Annotated in this window: 13 protein-coding genes; 3 read left to right on the forward strand and 10 right to left on the reverse strand. The window is 62.7% G+C overall.

Going from position 1 to position 19,923, the window contains the following annotated elements; translation table 11 throughout:
* Nucleotides 1-155 precede the first annotated feature (155 nt).
* The 10 genes from EDD78_RS00740 to ypeB form a co-directional block, all read right to left on the reverse strand.
* Nucleotides 156-1,598 (reverse strand): PH domain-containing protein, encoded by a 1,443-nt coding sequence (locus tag EDD78_RS00740; protein ID WP_079700269.1) that lies wholly within the window; start codon nt 1,596-1,598, stop codon nt 156-158.
* Nucleotides 1,595-2,038, reverse strand: a complete 444-nt coding sequence (locus tag EDD78_RS00745) for a PH domain-containing protein (protein WP_079700270.1) — start codon at nt 2,036-2,038, stop codon at nt 1,595-1,597. The genes EDD78_RS00740 and EDD78_RS00745 overlap by 4 nt, the downstream gene beginning before the upstream one ends.
* Nucleotides 2,039-2,062: 24 nt before the next feature.
* Complete coding sequence (locus EDD78_RS00750; RefSeq protein WP_132083478.1) at nt 2,063-4,219, reverse strand: Tex family protein; 2,157 nt, start codon at nt 4,217-4,219, stop codon at nt 2,063-2,065.
* Nucleotides 4,220-4,601: 382 nt separating this feature from the next.
* Nucleotides 4,602-6,053, reverse strand: coding sequence for a DUF4340 domain-containing protein (locus tag EDD78_RS00755; RefSeq protein WP_132083480.1), 1,452 nt, complete (start codon nt 6,051-6,053; stop codon nt 4,602-4,604).
* Nucleotides 6,054-6,064: 11 nt separating this feature from the next.
* Nucleotides 6,065-7,522 carry a GldG family protein gene (locus tag EDD78_RS00760; RefSeq protein WP_165873049.1) on the reverse strand — a complete coding sequence of 486 codons (1,458 nt, stop codon included), beginning with the start codon at nt 7,520-7,522 and terminating at the stop codon, nt 6,065-6,067.
* A 23-nt stretch (nt 7,523-7,545) separates the two neighbouring features.
* Complete coding sequence (locus tag EDD78_RS00765) at nt 7,546-8,250, reverse strand: ABC transporter permease (RefSeq protein WP_079700274.1); 705 nt, start codon at nt 8,248-8,250, stop codon at nt 7,546-7,548.
* Nucleotides 8,250-9,299: an ATP-binding cassette domain-containing protein gene (locus EDD78_RS00770; RefSeq protein WP_132083484.1), complete on the reverse strand. Its 1,050-nt coding sequence runs from the start codon at nt 9,297-9,299 to the stop codon at nt 8,250-8,252. The genes EDD78_RS00765 and EDD78_RS00770 overlap by 1 nt, the downstream gene beginning before the upstream one ends.
* Nucleotides 9,300-9,464: 165 nt before the next feature.
* A complete protein-coding gene (locus tag EDD78_RS00775) occupies nt 9,465-10,310 on the reverse strand; it encodes an amidohydrolase family protein (RefSeq protein ID WP_132083487.1) in 846 nt (281 codons plus the stop codon).
* Nucleotides 10,311-10,437: 127 nt separating this feature from the next.
* Nucleotides 10,438-11,967, reverse strand: a complete 1,530-nt coding sequence (locus tag EDD78_RS00780) for a YibE/F family protein (RefSeq protein ID WP_165873050.1) — start codon at nt 11,965-11,967, stop codon at nt 10,438-10,440.
* Nucleotides 11,968-12,204: 237 nt separating this feature from the next.
* The gene (gene ypeB, locus EDD78_RS00785; protein WP_165873051.1) at nt 12,205-13,581 is read right to left on the reverse strand and encodes a germination protein YpeB; all 1,377 of its coding nucleotides are present in this window, start codon (nt 13,579-13,581) and stop codon (nt 12,205-12,207) included.
* 236 nt (nt 13,582-13,817) lie between these two features.
* Between ypeB and EDD78_RS00790 the strand changes: the two genes are divergently transcribed.
* The 3 genes from EDD78_RS00790 to srtB all read left to right on the forward strand — a co-directional run bounded on the left by EDD78_RS00790 (nt 13,818) and on the right by srtB (nt 19,911).
* Nucleotides 13,818-14,987 (forward strand): cysteine desulfurase family protein, encoded by a 1,170-nt coding sequence (locus EDD78_RS00790; protein WP_132083493.1) that lies wholly within the window; start codon nt 13,818-13,820, stop codon nt 14,985-14,987.
* Nucleotides 14,988-15,032: 45 nt separating this feature from the next.
* The gene (gene thiI / locus EDD78_RS00795) at nt 15,033-16,208 is read left to right on the forward strand and encodes a tRNA uracil 4-sulfurtransferase ThiI (protein ID WP_079700280.1); all 1,176 of its coding nucleotides are present in this window, start codon (nt 15,033-15,035) and stop codon (nt 16,206-16,208) included.
* A 76-nt stretch (nt 16,209-16,284) separates the two neighbouring features.
* On the forward strand, nt 16,285-19,911 hold the full coding sequence (gene srtB, locus EDD78_RS00800) for a class B sortase (RefSeq protein WP_132083495.1): 3,627 nt from the start codon (nt 16,285-16,287) through the stop codon (nt 19,909-19,911).
* Nucleotides 19,912-19,923: the final 12 nt, after the last annotated feature.

A 19,923-nucleotide genomic window follows, 5' to 3' on the forward strand; every position in this document is an offset into this window, starting at 1 on the left:
GTTTTCCCCCTCGCGCTGCGCGCGATTCACCCTTTCCCCTTTTTTGAAAGCAAAAGACCTCGGAGGCTTTGCCTCCAAACCTCCACGCAAGGGGCAAGGCCCCTTGCGAATCCCGTTTTGGGCCGCAGTTTTCTGGGTGGGCAATTTTTTCAGCCTCAGTTTTCCGGACTCAAATCGAACAGCTCGATCGCCGCCTGCCGGTCCAGGTTGCGGATATGGTGCCGGTGCTTCTTTTCGGAATAGGAGTAGATCAGCAGGTCGCACTTTTTGTCCAGCGACTGGATGGGGCTTTGGCGCAGGCAGACGTAGGCGATCCGGCTGCGGGGGATGACCACGGTATGCAGGTAATACCCCTCGGAGTAGTGCAGGGTGTAGTGCTCCCCATCCCTGGCGATGCCGGCGGAAAAGTAGTCGATCAGGCGCACGATCAAAAACCAATAGGCCGGGAAGCAGAGCATGAATCCGACCCAGCCGATGAAGGAACCCCAATCCGGAAAGATCCACCGCAGCAGCAATGTCGCTCCCGGGATCAGCACGCAGCCCCAGGAGGGGTCGCCGATAAATTTGAAGAGGGCGCCGGGATTGTGCCAGACCTGGCGCGGCTGTGCGACGAACTCGGGAAAGAACATCCCCAGCGTCTTGCCCACGTCCCGGGTGCGCACGGCGGGGACAACGCTCGAAACATCCTCCTTGCGCTTGGCGTAGCCCACCGCGCTGATGTGCACCGAGCAAAAGCGCAGCAGGAAGCTGAGCACACTCTGGCGGATGTCCAGGTAGTTGATCTGGTCCACCGAGACCGAGTAATCCCGGTTGGTGAAGATCCCGCCGCTGACCTGCACGCAGTCCGCCCGGCGGCGCAGGCAAAAATTCTTATGCCGGATAAAGTTGATGGTGAACGCGATCAGCCAGCCGAAGAGCAGCAGATAGCCCAGCGCCGCCGCCGCGGGCGGCAGGCCGAAGGCCAGCAGCTGGGTGATGTGCTCGAAGGTACCGTAGAGCCGGTCGCTAAATTCGTTGCCCAACAGCTGTCCGGTCTGGGAAATCAGGGTGGAGAGGAAGAACACCCCGGCAAACGAGCTCGACGAAAAGGCGGCCAGCGCCGCCACATAGAGGCTGCGGGGCCGGTACTGGCGGGTGAGCCTGCCTTCCTCCAGCTCCTTTTTGCGCACGCCGAGGATCCGCTCGGCCTCGCCCTGGCCCACAAAGAGGGAGAAGTCCTCCTGGTCGCTCGGTCCGGCCAGGGTGTCCGCGCGCAGCCGCACCACATGCAGCCACCGCAGATAGAACGGGCGGACCACCGACAGGGTGGAGATCTTTTCCATCGGGATGAACATCCGCTTGCGAAAAAGCACCCCGCGTGCAAAGTAGAGCCCCTTCTTATCACACGAATAAAAGCAGAAAACCCACTGCAGCGTTGAGAGCCCCAGGATCAGCGAGAGGACCAGGATGTCCGCCCAGGCGCCGGCGAGCCAGGCGGCAAAGCCGCCGCCCAGTGCGGTGGCGAAGCCGCGCACCAGCGGGATGACCAGCAGCGCGAGGAAGCGGCGCAGGTTGTGGATCACCATATAGGGGTGGGGCCTGTGGCGGGTATCGCTCACCGGCGCTCCCCCCTCTCCCCCTCCAGCAGCCGCTCGCAGAGGGCGCGCGCGTTTGCCGCCTCCAGGCAGGGCAGGACGATCACCCCGCCCGCCCCGGCCACATAGACCGAGGCGAGCCCGAGCAGGCGCTGCAGCGGCCCGGCGACCGAGGAGACATGCTGGACATTCCCAAGATCGATTGCCTTGAGCCGGTTATAGAACACCCCGCAGTGCACCGCCAGGCTGCCCCCATGGACCCGGTAACCCAACCGCTGGTACTTGATGGGGTAATAGAGCAAAAACAGCCCCAGAAAGACGCTCACCCACAAAACGGTGAGCGCCGCGCTCCATATCTTTGCGCCGGGGAAAAAGAGGGCGACCAGGAAGGGGCAGGGCAGCGCGCACAGGCACAGGCGCACCCGCCACAGCAGCAGCGCGCGCCGACCGATCTTCTTTTCCATCCGCTTTTCCTCCTTTTCACCCGGTTATTCTTCGACCTGTTTCATGGTCAGGCTGATCCGCCCGCGCTTTTGGTCCACCTCGAGCACCCGCACCTTGACCACGTCCCCGACGCTCACCACGTCCAGCGGGTGCCGCACGTACCGCTCGCTCAGCTGCGAGACATGCACCAGCCCATCCTGGTGCACCCCGATGTCCACAAAGGCGCCGAAGTCGATGACATTGCGCACCGTCCCGGTGAGGACCATGCCGGGGGAAAGGTCCTTCATGTCCATCACACCGGTGCGAAGCAGCGGCGGCGGCAGGCTCTCGCGCAGGTCCCGCCCCGGCTTTTGCAGCTCGGACACAATGTCGCGCAGGGTGGGCTCCCCCACCCCAAGGCGGCGGCAGAGCTCTTCGCTTCCGAGGCGCTCCACCCGCCCGGCAAGGTCCGGAAGCCCCCCGGCGCGCAGGTCGTCCTCCCCGCAGCCGCACAGGGTCAAAAGCCCCTTCGCCGCCTCGTAGCTCTCGGGGTGGACGGCGGTGTTGTCCAAAACGTTCTCGCCCCCCGGGATGCGCAGAAAGCCCGCGCACTGCTCGAAGGCCTTCTTCCCGAGCTTTGGCACCGCGAGCAGCTGCCGCCGGGAGTGAAACCCGCCGTTTTCCTCCCGGTAGGAAACAATGTTTTTGGCAAGCGCTCCGCCGATCCCGGCGACGTAGCCCAGAAGGGAGTGCGAGGCGGTGTTGAGGTCCACCCCCACGCTGTTGACGCAGTCCTCGACCACGCCGTGCAGGCTCTCGGCGAGCTCACGCTGCGGCATGTCGTGCTGGTACTGCCCCACCCCGATGGCCTTGGGGTCGATCTTGACCAGCTCGGCCAGCGGGTCCTGTAACCGCCTTGCGATCGAAACGGCGCTGCGCAGCGACACGTCGTACTGGGGGAATTCCTCGGCCGCGAGCTTGGAAGCGGAATAGACCGAGGCGCCCGCCTCGCTGACCACCGCATAGGAGAGCGCACGTTCGGGCAGGGAGGCGATCAGCCCGCTGATAAACTGTTCGGCCTCGCCGGTGGCGGTACCGTTGCCGATCGAGATTACCTGCACCCCGTGGCGCGCGATCAGCCCTTTTAGAATGTTGGCCGCTTCTTCTTTTTTATTCTGCGGCGGGGTGGGATAGACCACCGCCGTATCCAGAACCTTGCCGGTGGCGTCCACCACCGCGATCTTGCATCCCGTACGGTAGGCCGGGTCCAACCCCAGCACCACCTTCCCCTTTAAGGGCGGTCCCAGCAGCAGCTGGCGCAAATTCTTGGAAAATACCTTGATCGCCTCAGCCGCCGCCTGCCCGGTGAGCAGGGCGCGTGCCTCCCGCTCCAGGGAGGGGAAGAGCAGCCGCCGGTAGCCGTCCTGCGCCGCGGCGCGGCAGTACTCCTCGCAGGGGGAACGCCCCTTGATCAGCGCGCGGTAGAGGACGTCCAGCGCCGGCTCTTCCTCGAGCTCAAGCGAGACCTTTAGGAAACCCTCCCTCTCCCCGCGGTCAATCGCCAGCACCCGGTGGGAGGGCAGCTTCTGGATCGGCTCGCAGAAATCGTAGTAGAGGGCGTAGACGCTCTCCTTTTCTTTGTCCCCCACGCTGCGCAGCTTGCCTCTCGTTTGCAGCAGCCGGCGCAGCCTGCCGCGCACCGCCGCGTCGTCCGACACCTGCTCGGCGAGGATGTCCATCGCCCCCGCCAGCGCCGCCCCGGCGTCGGGCAGATCGCGCCCGGGGTCCACATACCGCAGCGCCTCCTGCTTCGGGTCCCGGCAGCCGGGGCGCTGCGCCTGCAAAAAGTCCGCCAAGGGTTCCAGCCCCCGCTCTCTAGCGACCGAAGCGCGGGTCTTGCGCTTGGGGCGGTAGGGGCGGTAAATATCATCGAGCTCGGCCAGGGTCGCGGCCGCCGAGATGGCGGCCGAAAGCTCCCCGGTCAGCTTGCCCTGCTCCTCGATTTTCTCGCGCACCTCCTGTGCGCGTGCGCTCAGTGTCCGCAGATAGCGCAGCCGCTCGTACAGGTCGCGCAGGGCCCCGTCGTCCAGCGAGCCGGTGGCCTCCTTGCGGTAGCGGGCGATGAAGGGGATGGTGTTCCCCGCATCGATCAGGCCGACGGCGGCCTCGACCTGGGGTGCGCGCAGGTGCAGCTCTCTAGACAGCTGTGCGATCAAATCCATGAACATGTCCTCTTTCCGGTTCCACCTCGGTGGAAAACCTTATCCTTGTAACACCCTGTTATTATAACACAAAGGGCGGCCTATCAAAAGACTTGATAGGCCGCCTGCAGAAAGGTGCGCACTTTCAACAAGAAACAGGGCTCCCAAGGGGGCAAACGGCGCCAAGGGGGCAAACGGCGCCAATGGCGCCGTACCCCTCTGGCGGGGAGTTTGAGGGCAAGGAGCCCTCATAAATCGTAAAAAGCGTAGGAGAGGGGAATCAAAGCGTCCAGTGGACGGTTTGAGGGGAGAACCCCAAGAGGGGTTCTCCCGCCTTTCCTCTGTCGACAAACTGAGGCGGCCTGTCAAAAGACTTGACAGGCCGCCCCGAAAAACAGATTCCTTAGTAAAGCGGTTTAATGTCCTTCCCCTCGAGCAGGTTCTGGCAGTTTTGCAGGATGGTGTCCGCATAGCCCGCCTTGGTGAAGAATTCTCCGTCCCCGTCGTTGAAGAGGAAGGCCTTGCGGGTCGGGCCCGCGATCAGCTGCACGGTGTTGTGCTCCCGGCTGGCGTCGCGGTAGGCGTATTCGATGGCCAGCAGGATGGCCGCATCCTGTGCCGGCTTCTCCTCGGTGTACTCCTCCGCCGGGATCCCGATCAGGGTCTGATAGAGGGAGCGGAAGAGCTTGGTGTCCACCTCCTGCCCGTTGCAGGTGACCTTGAGCTCATCCCCCTCGCCGCTCATCTCGTAGACGTAGGAGCTCGTCGGGGTGGAGACGGTGAGGGTTTTGATGTCGTCGATGAAGGGGGTGAACAGCAGCGTCGAGATGAAATCGCCATAGCTCATCTCATACCACGGCAGGCCGGAAACCGCAATCTTGTAGACGAGCGGGGTGCCCTCCTTGAGCAGGTAGGCGTTCCCCTCGGCGTCCGGCGCGCTCAGGCGCAGGTTCACCTTGTGCTCGCTCTCCTCCAAATCCTTATAGGTGAATTCGGCGGTGGAGTAGGGTTCGTCGAGGCCGTACTCCTTCATCTGCTCAGGCGTCGGCTCATAGGCCACGATGGCGTCGGCGGTGATGGTCATCAGGTTGGTGAGCGCGTCGGTCCCCTTGTCCGAATCGACCGGGCGCACCTTGGGCGAGGTCATGGTGTACATGGTCAGGCCGTAATTGGCCAGCTCGCTCTCGGCCCCCTCCTCAGCGTCGACAATCTGCATGACCACCGGCTCGCTGCGAAAGCTCCCTCCCAGCGTCACCTTGTCGGGATAGACGATGTTGCCGGTCTGCTGGTAGTTTTCGTCCGGCTGGTTGGTCACCGTCTTGTCCACGAACTCGAAGACGCTCTTCTTGAAGTTCTGCACCTCGGAGGTGGAAAACAGGTAAACGGTGTCGTTGTCCGGGGTCTTGCCGTAGGTGCCGTTGTTCCCCGGCGCGTCGTCGCCCAGCAGCAGGGTGAAGCTGCTGCCGTCGGTGTACTTGGCGCTGACCGTGGCCGAGGGGCTTTGCAGCCCGTAGGTGCCGAGGTCCTCGGGCGACTCGCTGACGGTGGAAGTGGCGCTCAAGGTGGCCATCCGCTTCAGGGCGGTGCCCGCCAGGGTGTTAAGGGGGGCTTCCTGGACCTCGGGGATTTCGTACTGGCTGTCCCCGAGGTTTTTGATGGTGAAGCTGCCCTCCCCGTTTTCGATGGTGACGGTGTCCACATCGTATTCGGTTTTTTCCACGAGGGCCACCGCGGTGGACTCGCTCGAGGAGCTCTCCTCCCCCTCGGGCTCATACTGCATGAGGAAGTAGAGCGCCCCGCCGAGCACGGCGGCGAATACGATACAGACAACGAGAATGATAATTTGTTTTTTCATGGGCCCCTCCGTTATTTATGGCGGCGGCGCAGCCAGATGACGAGGCCGGCGACGATGATCAGGATCGGAATGACGTAGACGAGCACCGCCGAGATGATATTGGCCTGCAGCTGATTGATCCCAAGCTCGCTGCCGCCCAGCTCCTTGGGCGCCACAGTGATCACGTCGGAGCGCTCGGTTAAGGTGTTGAGCATGTTCATGGCGTATTCGGCATTGGCGACCGATTTGCTGTTTAAGACCACGCTCTCGAACGCCGAAACCGCCGAGAAGGCAAAGACGTTGGAGGAAAGCGGCTCGTTCCCCTCATAGCGGGTATAGGTCGAGCGCAGCAGCGCGGGAACCGCGCCGAGGTCGCCCTGCGCGGGCTGCCAGTCCTCGGCCGCGTCCACCGGGCGCACGCAGGCGCTCTCGGAGTATTGCAGCAGGGTGGTCACCTTGCGCCCGCTCTGGGTCTCGTACAGCGCCTCGAGTGGACGGCCGAAGGGCATGGACACCTTGACGCCGCCCGTGATGTCGTCCTGGTATTCGTCCGCGACATATTCCACGGTGCAGAAGAAGGGGTTGTAATTGAAGACCTTGTTCTGGTCGGTCTCGAGCACTGCGCCCATGCCGGCCCCAATGCCCCAGTCCGCGAGGAACGCGTCGAGGTTCGGGGTCTCCACCGGCTTCTGGGCGTCGGCGGCGTAGATCAGGGATTTTCCGTACTCCTGGTTATTTTCCAGCCACTTATCCAGCTTGTCGAGCATCTCGGCGTCCGGGTCGCGGCCGGGCGCCAGCAGGAAGGCGACGTCGGCCGTCGGGTCCACGTCCTCGGTGGAGAGGTTCTGGGTGACGACCTCGAAGTTGTTCTGCTCCAGCAGCTCCTGCAGGGCCGGCAGCTCGGTCTCGTCGTGGCCGGTGAGGATGCTCACCCTTACCAGCGCATCGCTGGTGACCCCCATGATGGCCGAGGTCATCATCTGCTCGGCCTTGGAGGACTGGATGGTTTGCTGGCCGGTATACTGGTTATAGTTGATGTTGAACATGTCGTACATCGAGATCTTGCGGGTTTTTCCGCCGCAATCCACCACGATGTCGTTGTAGTTGAGCGTCAGGTCCGGATAGCTGGCCGCGAAGGTCGGGTCGGACACGATGTCCACATACTTGATCGTGATGTTCTTGTTGTACTTGGCGTACTGGTCGATCACGTTCTTGACCTGGGAGGAATAGATGTCCCCCCCGCTCTCAAGCTGCTTCTCGTTGGCCAGCACGGTGATGGTGATCGGCTTCTCGATCTCCTTGACAAAATTGGCGCTCGCCTCGGAGAGCTCGAAGGCGTGGTTTTGGGTCAGGTCGATGTTCATCGGGAACTTGTCCACCAGCACCGAGGCCAGCACGTTGACGATAATGACGGCCGCCAGGAAAATCACCGAGATCAGGGTAGAGACGGTTCCGTATTTAAAGCGCTTGGACGTAAATGCTTTTTTCATATCCATATTCATCCACCCCTTCCTCAGCTCCATCTTCTTTTTTCAAACACGCGCACCGTGAAAAAGATAAACACGACGCACACACTCAAAAAGAAGATGACATCGGCAAAATTGAGCACCCCGACCGTAAAGCTCTGGTAACGGCTGGTGAAGGATATCCCCGAGATAACGCTCTGCAGCAGCGGGCTTTGCACCACCGAGGTCAGCGCCTCGACGAGCATCAGGGCAAACCCCACCGCAAAGCCGCCCACCGCCGCGATGACCTGGTTCTCGGTCAGCGAGGAGATGAAGGTGCCGATGGCGATCAGCGCGGCGCCCAGCAGCAGCAGGCCGATGAAGTGCCCGAAGATGACCGCCCAATCCGGCGGGGTGAAGGCCGCGATGATGACCCCGAAGACCAGGGTGATGGCGATCCCGATGAAGTAGACGAACAGGGCCGCCAGGTACTTGCCCAGCACCAGCGAAAGCAGGCTGATGGGCGCGGTGAGCAGCGCTTGGTCGGTCTTGTATTTCTTGTCCTCACTGAGCAGGCGCATGGTGAGGATCGGGATCAGGAACATCGAAATGGTGAACAGGTAGCTGAACACGTAGGAAAGGTTGGTGCTGTTGGAGAGCAGCGCGGTGCCGAAGAAGTAAAAGCTCGCCAGCGCGTAGAACACCGCGATGTAGATATAAGCGATCGGGGAGGTGAAATAGCTTCTCAGCTCCCGGCGGAAAATTGCGAACATTACGCTTCACCTCCGTTTTCTTCTGCGCCCGCGTCCCCGTCGAGGGAGTCCGCCAGCTCGTGCGCGCTCTTAGAGAGCTCCTCCTGCCCCGCCTCGTCCTGCAGCGCGATACCCGGCTTGTCGTCCGAGGTCAGCGAGAGGAAGATGTCCTCGAGCGACAGCTCGCTCGAGCGCAGCGCCAGGATCGGCCAGCCGCGGTCCGCGAGCCTCTTAAACATCTCGCGGCGCACGTCGGCCTCGGGCTCGGCCTCGAGGGAATATTCATAGGCGCTGCCCTCGCGCACGCCGAGCTTCTGCACCTCGACCATCGAGGGCAGGCCGCGCAGCAGCTGGTAAACGCCGTCCTCCGGCCCGTCTACGCGCACGGTGAGCTTGTGGTCGGTGCTCATGGCATGGGAGAGGTTGTCCGGGGTGTCGTCCGCGACCAGCTTGCCCTTATTGATCACGATGACCCGCTCGCAGACCGCCTGCACCTCGGGCAGGATGTGGGAGGAAAGGATGACGGTGTGCTTCTCCCCCAGCTTCTTGATCAGCCCGCGGATCTCGATGATCTGCTTGGGGTCGAGCCCCACGGTGGGCTCGTCCAGGATCAGCAGGTCGGGGTTTCCGAGCAGTGCCTGCGCCAGGCCCACGCGCTGACGGTAGCCCTTGGAGAGGTTCTTGATGATCCTCTGGTACACGTCGGTGATCTTGACCAGCTCGCAGATTTCGGCGATGTGCGCCTTCTTGGGGAGCTTGCACTTCTTGAGGTCGAACATGAAATCCAGGTATTCCCGCACTGTCATGTCCAGATAGAGCGGCGGATGCTCGGGCAGGTAGCCGATCTTGGCCTTGGCCTTGATCGGGTCGCCCAGTATGTCATGCCCGTCCACCGTGACCGTCCCCTCGCTCGAGGAGAGGTACCCGGTGATGATGTTCATGGTCGTGGATTTCCCCGCGCCGTTCGGGCCCAGGAATCCGAGGATTTCACCGCGGTTGACGGTGAAGGTGATGTCGTCGACAGCACGCTTCTCGCCATATGCCTTGGTGAGGTTTTTGACCTCTAGCATTCTTGTTTTACCTCCTACAAATATACAGTCTGTATATTTTATAATGGATTCTACCAAATCCATAAACCAACCATACAAATGATAGCAAATGCTTTCCAGTGATTTGTTACCAAACCTTAAAAAAAATAAAGAAAATGAGGCGCCAAAATTTACAATTCGTGTAGGTTATCCAATCCGCGCGGGGGCCGGTTGTGGGTTTTGCCCACCTGCGCCGAAGAGCCGCAGAAAGTTTTCCCCGAGGATCAGCCGGTTTTGACCCTCGGAAAGCCCCAGCGCCAGAAAGCGCCGCAGCTCCTCGCGCGGGTCGAAGAGCGGATAGTCGCTGCCAAAGAGGAACCGCTCGTAGCCGAAGCGCTCAAAAAAGGCGATCACACGCTCCCGCGGCAGCGCGAAGAGGGCGGAGCTGGTGTCGAAGCAGAGCCCCTCGCTCGGACGCAGCATGATGGATTCGTCCCAGCGCCGGTAGCCGCCCAGGTGGGCCGCGATGATGGGGCAGCGGGGAAACCGGTCCAGCACCCGCTGCAGCCGCGCAGGGGAAGAGTGGTCCAGCCGCTCGTCCCCGCAGTGGATCAGCACCGGGAAATGATGCCCGGTGCAGTACTCATAAAGCGGGTCGAGCCGGGGATCGTCCATATTGAACTTCTGGTAGTCGGGGTGGATCTTCACCCCATGCAGCCCATCCTTTTGGCACTGCGCCAGTATGGCGGGGATGTCCTTGCACCCGGCATGGATGGCGCAAAAGCCCCAAAAGCGCTCCCCCGCCGCCTTGCAGCTCTCGGTGAGGAAGCGGTTGAGCGCCGGCACCAGCCGCGGCTCATAGGCCGCCGAACAGACCAGTGAACGCTCGATCCCGAGCTCCTCCTGCAGCCGCAGCAGGTAGCCCACCGTGCCGGCCTCCCCGGGCTGGGCGATGCGGTCGTCCATCCGATAGAAGGTCGCGATCTGGCGCAGGGCTTTTTGCGCGATCTTGTCGGGGTAGATATGCGTATGTGCGTCGATGATCCGGTACATGCTCTCGTCTCTTTTCTCGGCCCTGTCCAAACAGGCGCAACAGTACTATTATACACATTTTATGGGCAATTGCAAAACAAAACCGAGGTATACCCCGGTCCTGGGCGGGATATACCTCAGAAAAATCCTATTTTTTATGCCGCTTGGCGGGCTTTTCGCCCTTCCCTTCGTTTGGCCGCGCGCCGCCCTCCTGCATAGCCGCCTCCTGCGGCGCCTGCTCATGCGCACCATCCGACTGTCCGTCTCCGGCCGCGGCAGCCGCCGGCTCTTCCTCCCCTGCGGGCTCATTCGCTCCCTCATTCTGCGCTTGTGCGGCGCGGGGCTCCGGCGTAGCGGCCTTGGTCATCGCTTTTGCGGAGCGGTCCAGCCGCTCGGCGATCCTGCCGAAAATCTGATGTTCTCGCTCGATCAGGGCTTCCTTGACCCTGAACTCGCACAGCGAGCCGTCCTCCTTTTGGCGCACGCGCATAAGGAGCGCGGCGAAGAAGCTGGTCAGCGGCACGCACAGCAGCAGCCCGCACAGCCCCGCGAAGAGGCGCAGCAGCTCGGTGGAAACCCTTTCGTCGCTGATGATCCGCTCATAGGGCATGCCGCCCATGCGCAGCAGCAGGATGAACCCGGCCGCCCAGCCGATCGAGGAGAAGGCGAGGGTGGTCACCACCGGGGAGATGGCGCCGCCTCCGGCGCGCATCCCGGCGCCGAACACGCTCTTAAAGTCGCGCGGCTGCCCTTCCCGCGGCTCGGCCCCCAGCGCGGCGGTGCGGCAGACCACCAGAATGGCCCCGACCGAGGAGAGCATGACCAGCGTGCAGAGCGCCCCGCCAAGGTCGATTGCCGCCCCACCGCTGTAGTAGCGGCGCAGCATATCGAGGCTTGCGATCCCCGACAGGCGCAGCAGCCAGTCGGTAAGGCCCACCAGCGCGCCCGCCGCAAGCAGCGCGCAAAGCGCGCCCAGGAGCGCAGCCAGGGTATGATATTTGATCCCATAGAGGATCCAGACACACAAAATCAGGATCAGCGCACAGCAAAGCGCCCCAGCCAGCAGCGGCTGCATACCGCCCAGCAACAGCGGCACCAGAACGAAGAGCACCGTACACAGCGAGAGCCCCACCGCAAAGACCAGCTTAAGCCCGGCTTTTCGCTTGCAGACCACGATCAACGCCGCCGCGGCCAGCACGCCCGCGATCAGCAGCACCGGCGTGCGGTAAAAGTCGCTGAAGCTCGCCCGGATCGCGCCCGCGTCGTCCCGGTAAAGGGTCAAAAAGACCCGGTCCTCCACCGCCACCGGACGCAGGAACCGGGCGGTCGTCGGGCCCATCGTTTGGGTGCAGAGCACACTGGTGCCGGCATACGGCCCACGCAGGAGCCTGGCCTCGAACACCCGGGTCTCTTCGCTCTTCTGCGGGAAGAGGTCGGCGGCGATCCCGTCGTCCTCCACGATCGAAACCACCTTCGCCAGGATCGGCTCGCTGAAGCCCTCATCGAGCCCATAGAGCTCCCCAAGGCCGGTGGGCGGGGCCTCATAGACCGCGTAGTCCCCAGGCGCCGCCATGTCCGGGGTGACGCTGTTTTCCTCCGGCGCCGCCTCGGCGCCGGCGCCGAGGGTGAGCGCAAGGGCGAGCGCAAGGCTAAAGAGCAGGGTACCGATGTGCTTCATGCAAACCTCCATTTCTCACCGGGCGCAGGCCGGCGATCACAAAGCAAGCCCGCAGCGCGGCGTATTTTTCCCGCTTCGGGCCCGGGCTAGCGCCCGGTCAATACCTATTATTATAGGTGCGTTTCCCACAATAGTCAACAAAAGCCCGCAAATTCCCCCTCCCGCAAACCCGCACAGCGTCAAGGGCCGCGGTGGGATAAGATTCCCACCGCGGCCCCTAATCTTCTCGCGGCCCCGCTATTTGGTCAGGGTGCCGGTATCGCTTTTGATCAGCTTGAGGATCTGTTCCTCGGCGCCGGTGTCGGCATTGACGTAGACGAGCATCTCGTCCCCACCGCTCCCGGTGCCGTAAAACTCGTAGGCCAGCACCTCATGGAGCCCCGAGGTGGGGATCAGCGCCAGCTTGTTCTGGCGCACGGTGAGGTTCTGGCTGACCGACTTCTGCGCCTCCTCGGCGCTGAGCTTCGGGGTTCCCAGTTCCCGCTCGCGGTGGTTGGTGATATAGCCGCGCGCGTCGAAGGAGACCACCGAGCCGTCGTCCAGCGCCACCCCCACCTTGACGAGGTCGGTGTAGCAGGTCACGCCGTCTTGGTAATAGGCAAAATTGATGGTCATGATGTTGTTGGACTTCTCATAATAGGTCTTGCGAAGTGACTTCAGCCCCAGCTTGTCGAGGTAGGCCGCCGCGCTTTGCAGGGCCTTATCGTCTTCGATCTTCACTTCCCCTGGGATCCGCCCGTCCACCATATAGTTGAGCAGCCCGCCGTTCTTGGTGACCGAGACCGACTTCTGGCCCGACTGGAAGTTGTAGCAGGGCATCTTGGAAGCCTCGTCCGCCATGTCCTCCAGCGTATCTGCCGCGACCCCGGCCGCCTTGGCCGCCAGGGAGCGGGCCTGCTCGCGGGTGACCATCGCCTTATGCTTTGTCAGCTCGGGCTCCCGCTCGAGGATATGGTCGGAGAAAGGCCCGTCGTAGATCAGCTTCGGGTACCCGGAAAACTCGTCGGACATCTCCTTAAAGCCGGCGGTCTCCACCTGCGCCGCCGGATCGTCCTCGCCCTCGGCGGGCTGATCCGCCCCGTTGCCCACCTGCTGCGCCTCGGCCTGGATCTGCTCGAGCGTCAGCTGGCCCTGGCGCAGCTGCCGCTCGATCCCGGCGAGCTGGTCATTCAGCGTGTAGGCGTAGTCCCGCAGCTTTTTGAAATTTTCCTTTTCCTCATCGGTGATCTGCTGGTTCTGCTGCACCTTGCGGGTCAGGGCCATCGAGTAGTCCCCCACCTGGGCGAGGAACTTGTAGGTGTTGCCCAGCTCAAACTGCGAGACCGGCAGCGAGGAGAGGGAGGCCTTGGCCGCGCTGGAATCCTTCCACAGCGTGGCGGAAAGTCCCGTCATCTGCGCCGGGGTCCCGGCATACATCCCCTTGTCTAAAGAGACCGAAATGTTCGATACGAAGTCTGCCGCGTCCTGCAGGGAACGCATATAGGTGTATTCCAACTGGCGGCGGTAGAGGTCGCGCTCGTAGCTGGCGTTGGCCGCAAAGGCGACCAGAACCACCGCGGCCGCCGAAATAAACGACGCCAGCCGCACACTGTTTCTTTTGGAAAGCTCGCTCATAAAGGTCCGTCCTTTCAACCAATGTCCCACCGGCCGTATGAGCCGGTTCATCTGGATGTGGTTAGGATTCCCCCCAAAAACAAAATTTATGTAAATATTATCGGGTCGAGGTTTGAAAAATCCACCGGGATGCGGTATAATAAGCACGATTATAATAGGATAGTATAGCATAAATTAACTAAAAGTAATTTTAATATTAAAATTGCCTTTCTGTAATATCAAAGGAGTTGTTCGCCATGCAGCCCTCCCGCGCGGCCCCAAAAGAGGCGGCCCGCACCATCTATCTGGACAACGCCGCGACCACTTGCACCGATGGGCGGGTCGCAAGCCTGATCCATGAAATGCTCTGCGAGGAATACGGCAACCCTTCCTCGCTGCACAATATGGGCCTGCGCGCCGAGCGGCGGGTGGCGGCGGCGCGGCGGCAGGTTGCCTCCCTCGCCGGCTGCAGGGAGGAGGAGGTCTATTTCACCTCCGGCGCGACCGAGGCGAACAACCTCGCCCTGATCGGCGCCGCGCGCGCCAAGGCGCGGCGGGGGCGTCGGATCGTCACCTCACAAATTGAGCACGCCTCGGTCCTCTCTGCGCTGGACTCGCTCGCCGCCGACGGCTTTGATATCGTCAAAATACCGCCCCGTTCCGACGGCACGGTGGACCCCGAGGCCTTCGCCGAAGCGGTGGACGAAGGGACCGTGCTCGCATCCTGCATGCTGGTCAACAACGAGACCGGGGCGCTGTGCGACGTTGCGGACATCGCGGGCCGCTGCAAGGCCAAAAACCCCCAGCTGCTCTTCCACTGCGACGGGGTGCAGGCGCTGGGCAAGGTACCCTTTTCCTTTAAGAAGCTGCCGGTGGATTTGATGAGCTTCAGCGGCCACAAGCTCTTCGCTCCCAAGGGAATCGGGGCGCTGGTGGTAAAGAAGGGGGTGCGCCTGCTGCCCCTGCTTTACGGCGGCAAGCAGCAGGGCGGCCTTCGCCCGGGGACTGAGAACACCGCCTATATCGCCGGGATGGGGCTGGCCTGCGAGCTGGCGCGGCAGGAATTTTCCGCCCGCCTGGCGCAGATGGAACGCCTGCATGATCATTTGCTGAAAAAAATCGCGGAAACCCCGCAGCTTTGCAGCAATTCCCCCTTAAAATGCGCACCTAATATTGTAAACCTCTCGGTGCCGGGAATCCGCAGCGAGACCATGCTCCATTTTTTGGAGGGGCGCGGAATCTACGTTTCGAGCGCCTCGGCCTGCACCAAGGGGGCCAAAAGCCATGTGCTCGCCGCCATGGGGCTGCCCGACCGCCTCGTCGACAGCGCGCTGCGCCTGAGCTTTTCTCCCGACATCACCGAGGAGGACCTCGACTTGACCATTGCCGCCCTCTGCGAGGGGGCAAGCTCCCTGGCGCGGGCCTGACGGCGCCAGTCGATTTATGAAATCAACCGGGCAGGAGGAACCCCTTTGAAAGAAATATTGCTGCTCAAGGAGGGCGAGATCGCCCTCAAGGGACAGAACCGGTCCTCGTTCGAGGACCTGCTGATCAAAAACGCCAAGCGGCGGCTGCGCGCGCTCGGGCCCTTTTCCTATTTCAAGGCCCAGTCCACCATCTACGTCACCCCCGAGGACGACGGGATCGACATGGACGAGGCCTTCGAGGTAGCGGGCAGGGTGTTCGGCGTGGCGGCCTACTGCCGCGCCTGCGTCGTCGAAAAGGACTACGGAGCCATCTGCGAAGCGGCGCGGGAGTATCTGGCCCCCGCCCTGCGCGCGGTCAAGACCTTCAAGGTCGAGGCCAAGCGCTCGGACAAAAGCTTCCCCATGCGCTCGCCTGAAATCTGCCGGGAGCTGGGCGGCTTTCTGCTGGAGAGCTTCCCGCATCTTCGGGTGGATGTGCAGAACCCCGACGTGGTGGTGATCGCGGAAATCCGCGAGCGGGGGGCCTACCTGCACGCCGGACAGCTGCCGGGGGCGGGAGGGATCCCGGTCGGGAGCTCGGGGCGTGCCGGGCTGCTCATCTCGGGCGGGATCGATTCCCCGGTCGCTGGCTACATGATGGCCAAGCGGGGCTTGGAGCTTTCGGCCATCCACTTTGAAAGCCCGCCCTACACCAGCGAGCGGGCCCGGGAAAAGGTGATGGCCCTGCTGCAAAAGCTGGTGCCCTACTGCGGGCGGATCAAGTGCTATGTGGTGCCCTTCACCAAAATCCAGGAGGAGATCCGCAAAAACTGCCCCGAGGACCTGTTCACCATCATCATGCGCCGGTATATGATGCGCCTGTCCGACCGGATCGCCAAGGAGGGCGGCCTCTCGGCCCTGGTCACCGGCGAGAGCCTGGGGCAGGTGGCCAGCCAGACCATGCTCGCCATGGCCTGCACCGGCGCCGTGACCGACCTGCCCATCTTCCGGCCGGTCATCGGGATGGACAAAAACGAGATCGTCGCCATCGCCCGCAAAATCGACACCTTCGAGACCTCGATTTTGCCGTACGAGGACTGCTGCACCGTCTTCACCCCGCGGCATCCGCGCACGAGGCCGAAGCTGGAGATGGTCGAGCAGGCCGAGCAGGCGCTGCAGGGCGGGGCGCTCGTCGAGGAGGCCTTCGCCGCCACCGAAACGGTCTGGATACGGGAACTATAAGACACCATGGCACAGACAGATAGATAAAAAAGTTTAAGGGAAGTTACTCCACATTCACGAGGAGGTGCATGGCGCAATGATCGCTGAAATTATCGGTGTGGGCACAGGCCCCATGCTGCGCGACATCGTCAACGCGGATTCGCAGATGCTGTCCCGGGAGCTCTCGCTGCTCGGGATCGAGGTGCGTTATCAAAGCGCGGTTGGCGCGAGCAAGCAGGGGCTGCAGCAGGCGATGGCCGAGGCGCTGCGGCGCAGCGACGTGATCATCACGACCGGCGGGCTCGGTATGGAGCCCACCGATTTTACCAAGAAAACCATCTGTAAGGGGCTGGGGATCCCGCTCGAGCTGCACCCGGAATCCTTCGCGCGGGTGCGCGCCTACTACGAGGCGGCGGGGTGTCCCATGCCGCCCGAGGCGCAGGAGCAGGCCAATCTGCCCCAGGGGAGCGTTGTCTTCCCCAACAACACCGGCCTGGCGCCAGGGTGCGCCATCTCGGCGGGGGACCAGTGTATCATCATGCTGCCCGGACCTCCGGACGAGATCGTCCCGATGTTTCTCGACTACGTCTACGCCTATCTCGCGGGCTTCACCCAGGCGGTGGTGGTCAGCCGCACGGCGCGCATCTTCGGGCTGCCCGACCACCAGGTGGAGCAGATGCTCGGCGACCTGATGGGCAGCCGCAATCCCGTGGCGGTGGTTTACCAGTGCTGCGGCGAGGTGCTGGTGCACGTTTCGGCGCGGGCCAATACCAAGGCCCAGGCGGCCAACATGTGCACCCCGCTGCTCAAGGAGGTCGTGAACCGTCTGGGCGACTATGTCTACGGGATCGACATCTCCTCTCTGCAGCAGGCGGTCGTCACCCACTTAAAGCAGAAGGGGCTTCACATTGCGGTGGCCGAGGCCTGCTCGGGCACGCCGCTGACCCAGAAGCTGAATATGGTGCCGGGTGCCGGCGCGGTCTTCGAGTTCGGCGTTTCGGCCTATGCCAACCGGGTCAAGCACGAGGTGCTTAAAGTCCCGGAAAAGCTGATCAAGAAGTTCGGCGCGGTCAGCGACCAGGTGGCGGTACATATGGCCTGCGGCGCGATGGACGCGGGCAGCGCCGACATCGGCGTGGCGGTCACCGGGGTGATGGGCCCGCAGGCCGATGGGGAGCGCCCGGTCGGGCTCGTCTACATCGCGGTCTGCAACAAGGACAGCGTGGTAGTGCGCAAGCTGAGCCTTTCGCCTGAGCGCAGCCCGGCCGAGCTGCAGGAGCAGGCGGCCATGCACGCGCTCAACCTGGTGCGCCTGATCCTCGACTACGACCCCGAGCCCTATCCCGGGGCGGTCCCGCTGGGCGCGGCGCTCAAGGGCAAGGCCGAGCTCTGCGACGAGGCGGCAGGAGCCGCCGCGGCCGTCATCCCCGAGGCGGGGCGGCGCGCCAAGGGCGCCAGAAAGGCGGCAGGACCGGGACGGCGCCGCTGGTACCATGTCATCCTCCCCTGCAAGGGGGACGGCGCCTTCGACGTGATCCGCAAGCTGCTCGTGATCGTCTTTTTGGGAGTGTTCGTGGGCTCGAGCATCTATATCGGCAGCTACTACTACGAGCGCTTTGCCACCAAGAGCCTCTACCAGTCCCTGGCCGACCTGATCGACAGCGGCAAGGACCCCGGCGACGTGGACGGCTATCCCGAGGAGTACCAGCCGAAATTCGCCGCCTACTGGGAGCAGAACCGCGATTTTAAAGGATGGCTTTCGATCGACGGCACCCAGGTCAACTACCCGGTGGTCCAGGCCGCCGACAACGACTATTACCTGCGCCGCGACTTCGAGCGCAAGGACAACCAGCACGGCGTGCCCTTCCTCGACTATGAGGTCGAGCTCGATCCGCAGAGCGACAACGCGATCATCTACGGCCACAACATGAAGGACGGCCAGATGTTCGGCGAGCTGCTGGGCTATAAGGATGTGGAGTACCTCAAGGAGCATCCCATCATCCACTTCGACAACGTTTACGAAAACGCCGATTATAAGGTGGCGGCGGTCTTCCTGGCCAGCACCGAGCAGGACCACGGGCCGAAATTCCGCTATGAGCAGTTCGTCAACGCGGCGAGCGACGAGGAATTCATGGACTTCGTCGACCAGATCCAAATGCGCTCGATGATCAACACCGGGGTGGATATTGAAGAGGGCGACAAGCTCTTGACCCTTTCCACCTGTTCCTACGAATTCTGGGAGGCCCGCTTCGTGGTGGTCGGACGCAAGGTGCGCGACGACGAGGACAGCGAGGTGGACACCTCCAAGATCGAGGTCAATCCCGAGCCGTTGATGCCCGACGTGTACTACGAAGTCACCAAGAGCCAGAAGCCCGCCAAATATGAGGGGATGGGCGCCTGGGCTCCCTCGAACAGCAAATCCCGCACCACCCCCACCAGCGGCGGGGTGATCAGCGGCACCGAGGGCGGCGCGGCCGGGCCCGCCGGGCCGGTGGCCGCGCAGGACCCGAGCTCCTCGTCCAAGGATGAGGAGGAGGAATCCAGCTCCTCCAAGGAGGAGTCGAGTTCCTCCAAGGAAGAGAGCTCCTCCTCGGCCGCCAGCAGCTCCTCCAAGGCAGAAAGCTCCTCCTCGGCGGTGAGCAGTTCCTCCAAGGCACAGAGCTCCTCCTCGGCGGTGAGCAGCTCCTCCAAGGCCAGCAGTTCGTCCAAGGCACAGAGTTCCTCGACCCCCGACCTTAAGCTCAGCAATTCGTCCTCCTCCAAGGATGATGAGGACGAATCCAGCAGCAGCGGCGTGACCCCGCGTCTCAACGTGAAGGGCACCAGCGCCGGCAAGAGCTCGTCGTCGGAGGATGAGGACGACGAGGACGAGGACAACTGGTGGGACGACAACGAGGATGATGAGGATGACGATGAAGACAAGTGGTGGGACGATTTCGACGTCTACACCTACGATGCGGACGACGACATCACCGTGCAGGTGAACGGCAAGGACTACAAGGCCCCGGCCGAAGAGGTGATCGGGCGGATCGTCCTGGCCGAGATGGGCAAGAGCTTCGACACCGAGGCGCTCAAGGCCCAGGCGGTCGCGGCCTTCACCTACATCAACTACTACGGCTCCCGCGGGCAGAAAGCGTCGGTGACGCTGGACAAGAACGCCAGCATCCCCTCCAAGATCAAGAATGCGGTCGAGGAGGTCATCGGGGAGCAGATCCTCTACGACGGCAAGCCGATCAACGCGGTCTACTTCGCCTCCTCGGCGGGGGCGACCAACAACGCCGAGGACGTCTGGGGCTCGGAGGTGGAATACCTCAAGAGCGTGGACAGCGACGAGGACGTGCCCGAGAAGATCGTGCGGATCAAGCGCACCACCATGAGGGAGCTGTTGGACAAGCAGGGGATCAGCACCAAGAAGATGGACGACGAGGACGAGTGGTTCGACGATTTCAAGATGTGCGACAACGACCTCTACGTCGACACCCTCAAGGTCTGCGGAAAGAAGAAGACCGGGCGTTGGGTGCGTGAAACCCTGCTGAGCATGAAGATCCCGTCCACCGCCTTCGAGGTGTATTACGACAGCTCGGACAAGGTGTTCGAGTTCACCTGCTACGGCAACGGTCACGGCGTGGGCATGAGCCAGATGGGCGCGCAGGAGATGGCCGAGGACGGTGACAGCTACCGCGACATCCTGCGGCATTACTATTCCGGCTGCCGGGTGCGGTAACGAATTACGGTA

Origin of the sequence: Harryflintia acetispora (assembly GCA_004340125.1) — a bacterium.
Lineage (GTDB): Bacteria > Bacillota > Clostridia > Oscillospirales > Ruminococcaceae > Harryflintia > Harryflintia acetispora.

Bases quoted from the DNA above. Each gene is read 5' to 3' on its own strand.
- EDD78_RS00765 (WP_079700274.1), bottom strand. From the start codon at position 8,250: ATGTTCGCAATTTTCCGCCGGGAGCTGAGAAGCTATTTCACCTCCCCG.
- EDD78_RS00775 (WP_132083487.1), bottom strand. From the start codon at position 10,310: ATGTACCGGATCATCGACGCACATACGCATATCTACCCCGACAAGATC.
- EDD78_RS00780 (WP_165873050.1), bottom strand. From the start codon at position 11,967: ATGAAGCACATCGGTACCCTGCTCTTTAGCCTTGCGCTCGCCCTTGCG.
- EDD78_RS00755 (WP_132083480.1), bottom strand. From the start codon at position 6,053: ATGAAAAAACAAATTATCATTCTCGTTGTCTGTATCGTATTCGCCGCC.
- EDD78_RS00745 (WP_079700270.1), bottom strand. From the start codon at position 2,038: ATGGAAAAGAAGATCGGTCGGCGCGCGCTGCTGCTGTGGCGGGTGCGC.
- EDD78_RS00790 (WP_132083493.1), top strand. From the start codon at position 13,818: ATGCAGCCCTCCCGCGCGGCCCCAAAAGAGGCGGCCCGCACCATCTAT.
- ypeB (WP_165873051.1), bottom strand. From the start codon at position 13,581: ATGAGCGAGCTTTCCAAAAGAAACAGTGTGCGGCTGGCGTCGTTTATT.
- EDD78_RS00760 (WP_165873049.1), bottom strand. From the start codon at position 7,522: ATGAAAAAAGCATTTACGTCCAAGCGCTTTAAATACGGAACCGTCTCT.
- srtB (WP_132083495.1), top strand. From the start codon at position 16,285: ATGATCGCTGAAATTATCGGTGTGGGCACAGGCCCCATGCTGCGCGAC.
- EDD78_RS00750 (WP_132083478.1), bottom strand. From the start codon at position 4,219: ATGGATTTGATCGCACAGCTGTCTAGAGAGCTGCACCTGCGCGCACCC.
- EDD78_RS00770 (WP_132083484.1), bottom strand. From the start codon at position 9,299: ATGCTAGAGGTCAAAAACCTCACCAAGGCATATGGCGAGAAGCGTGCT.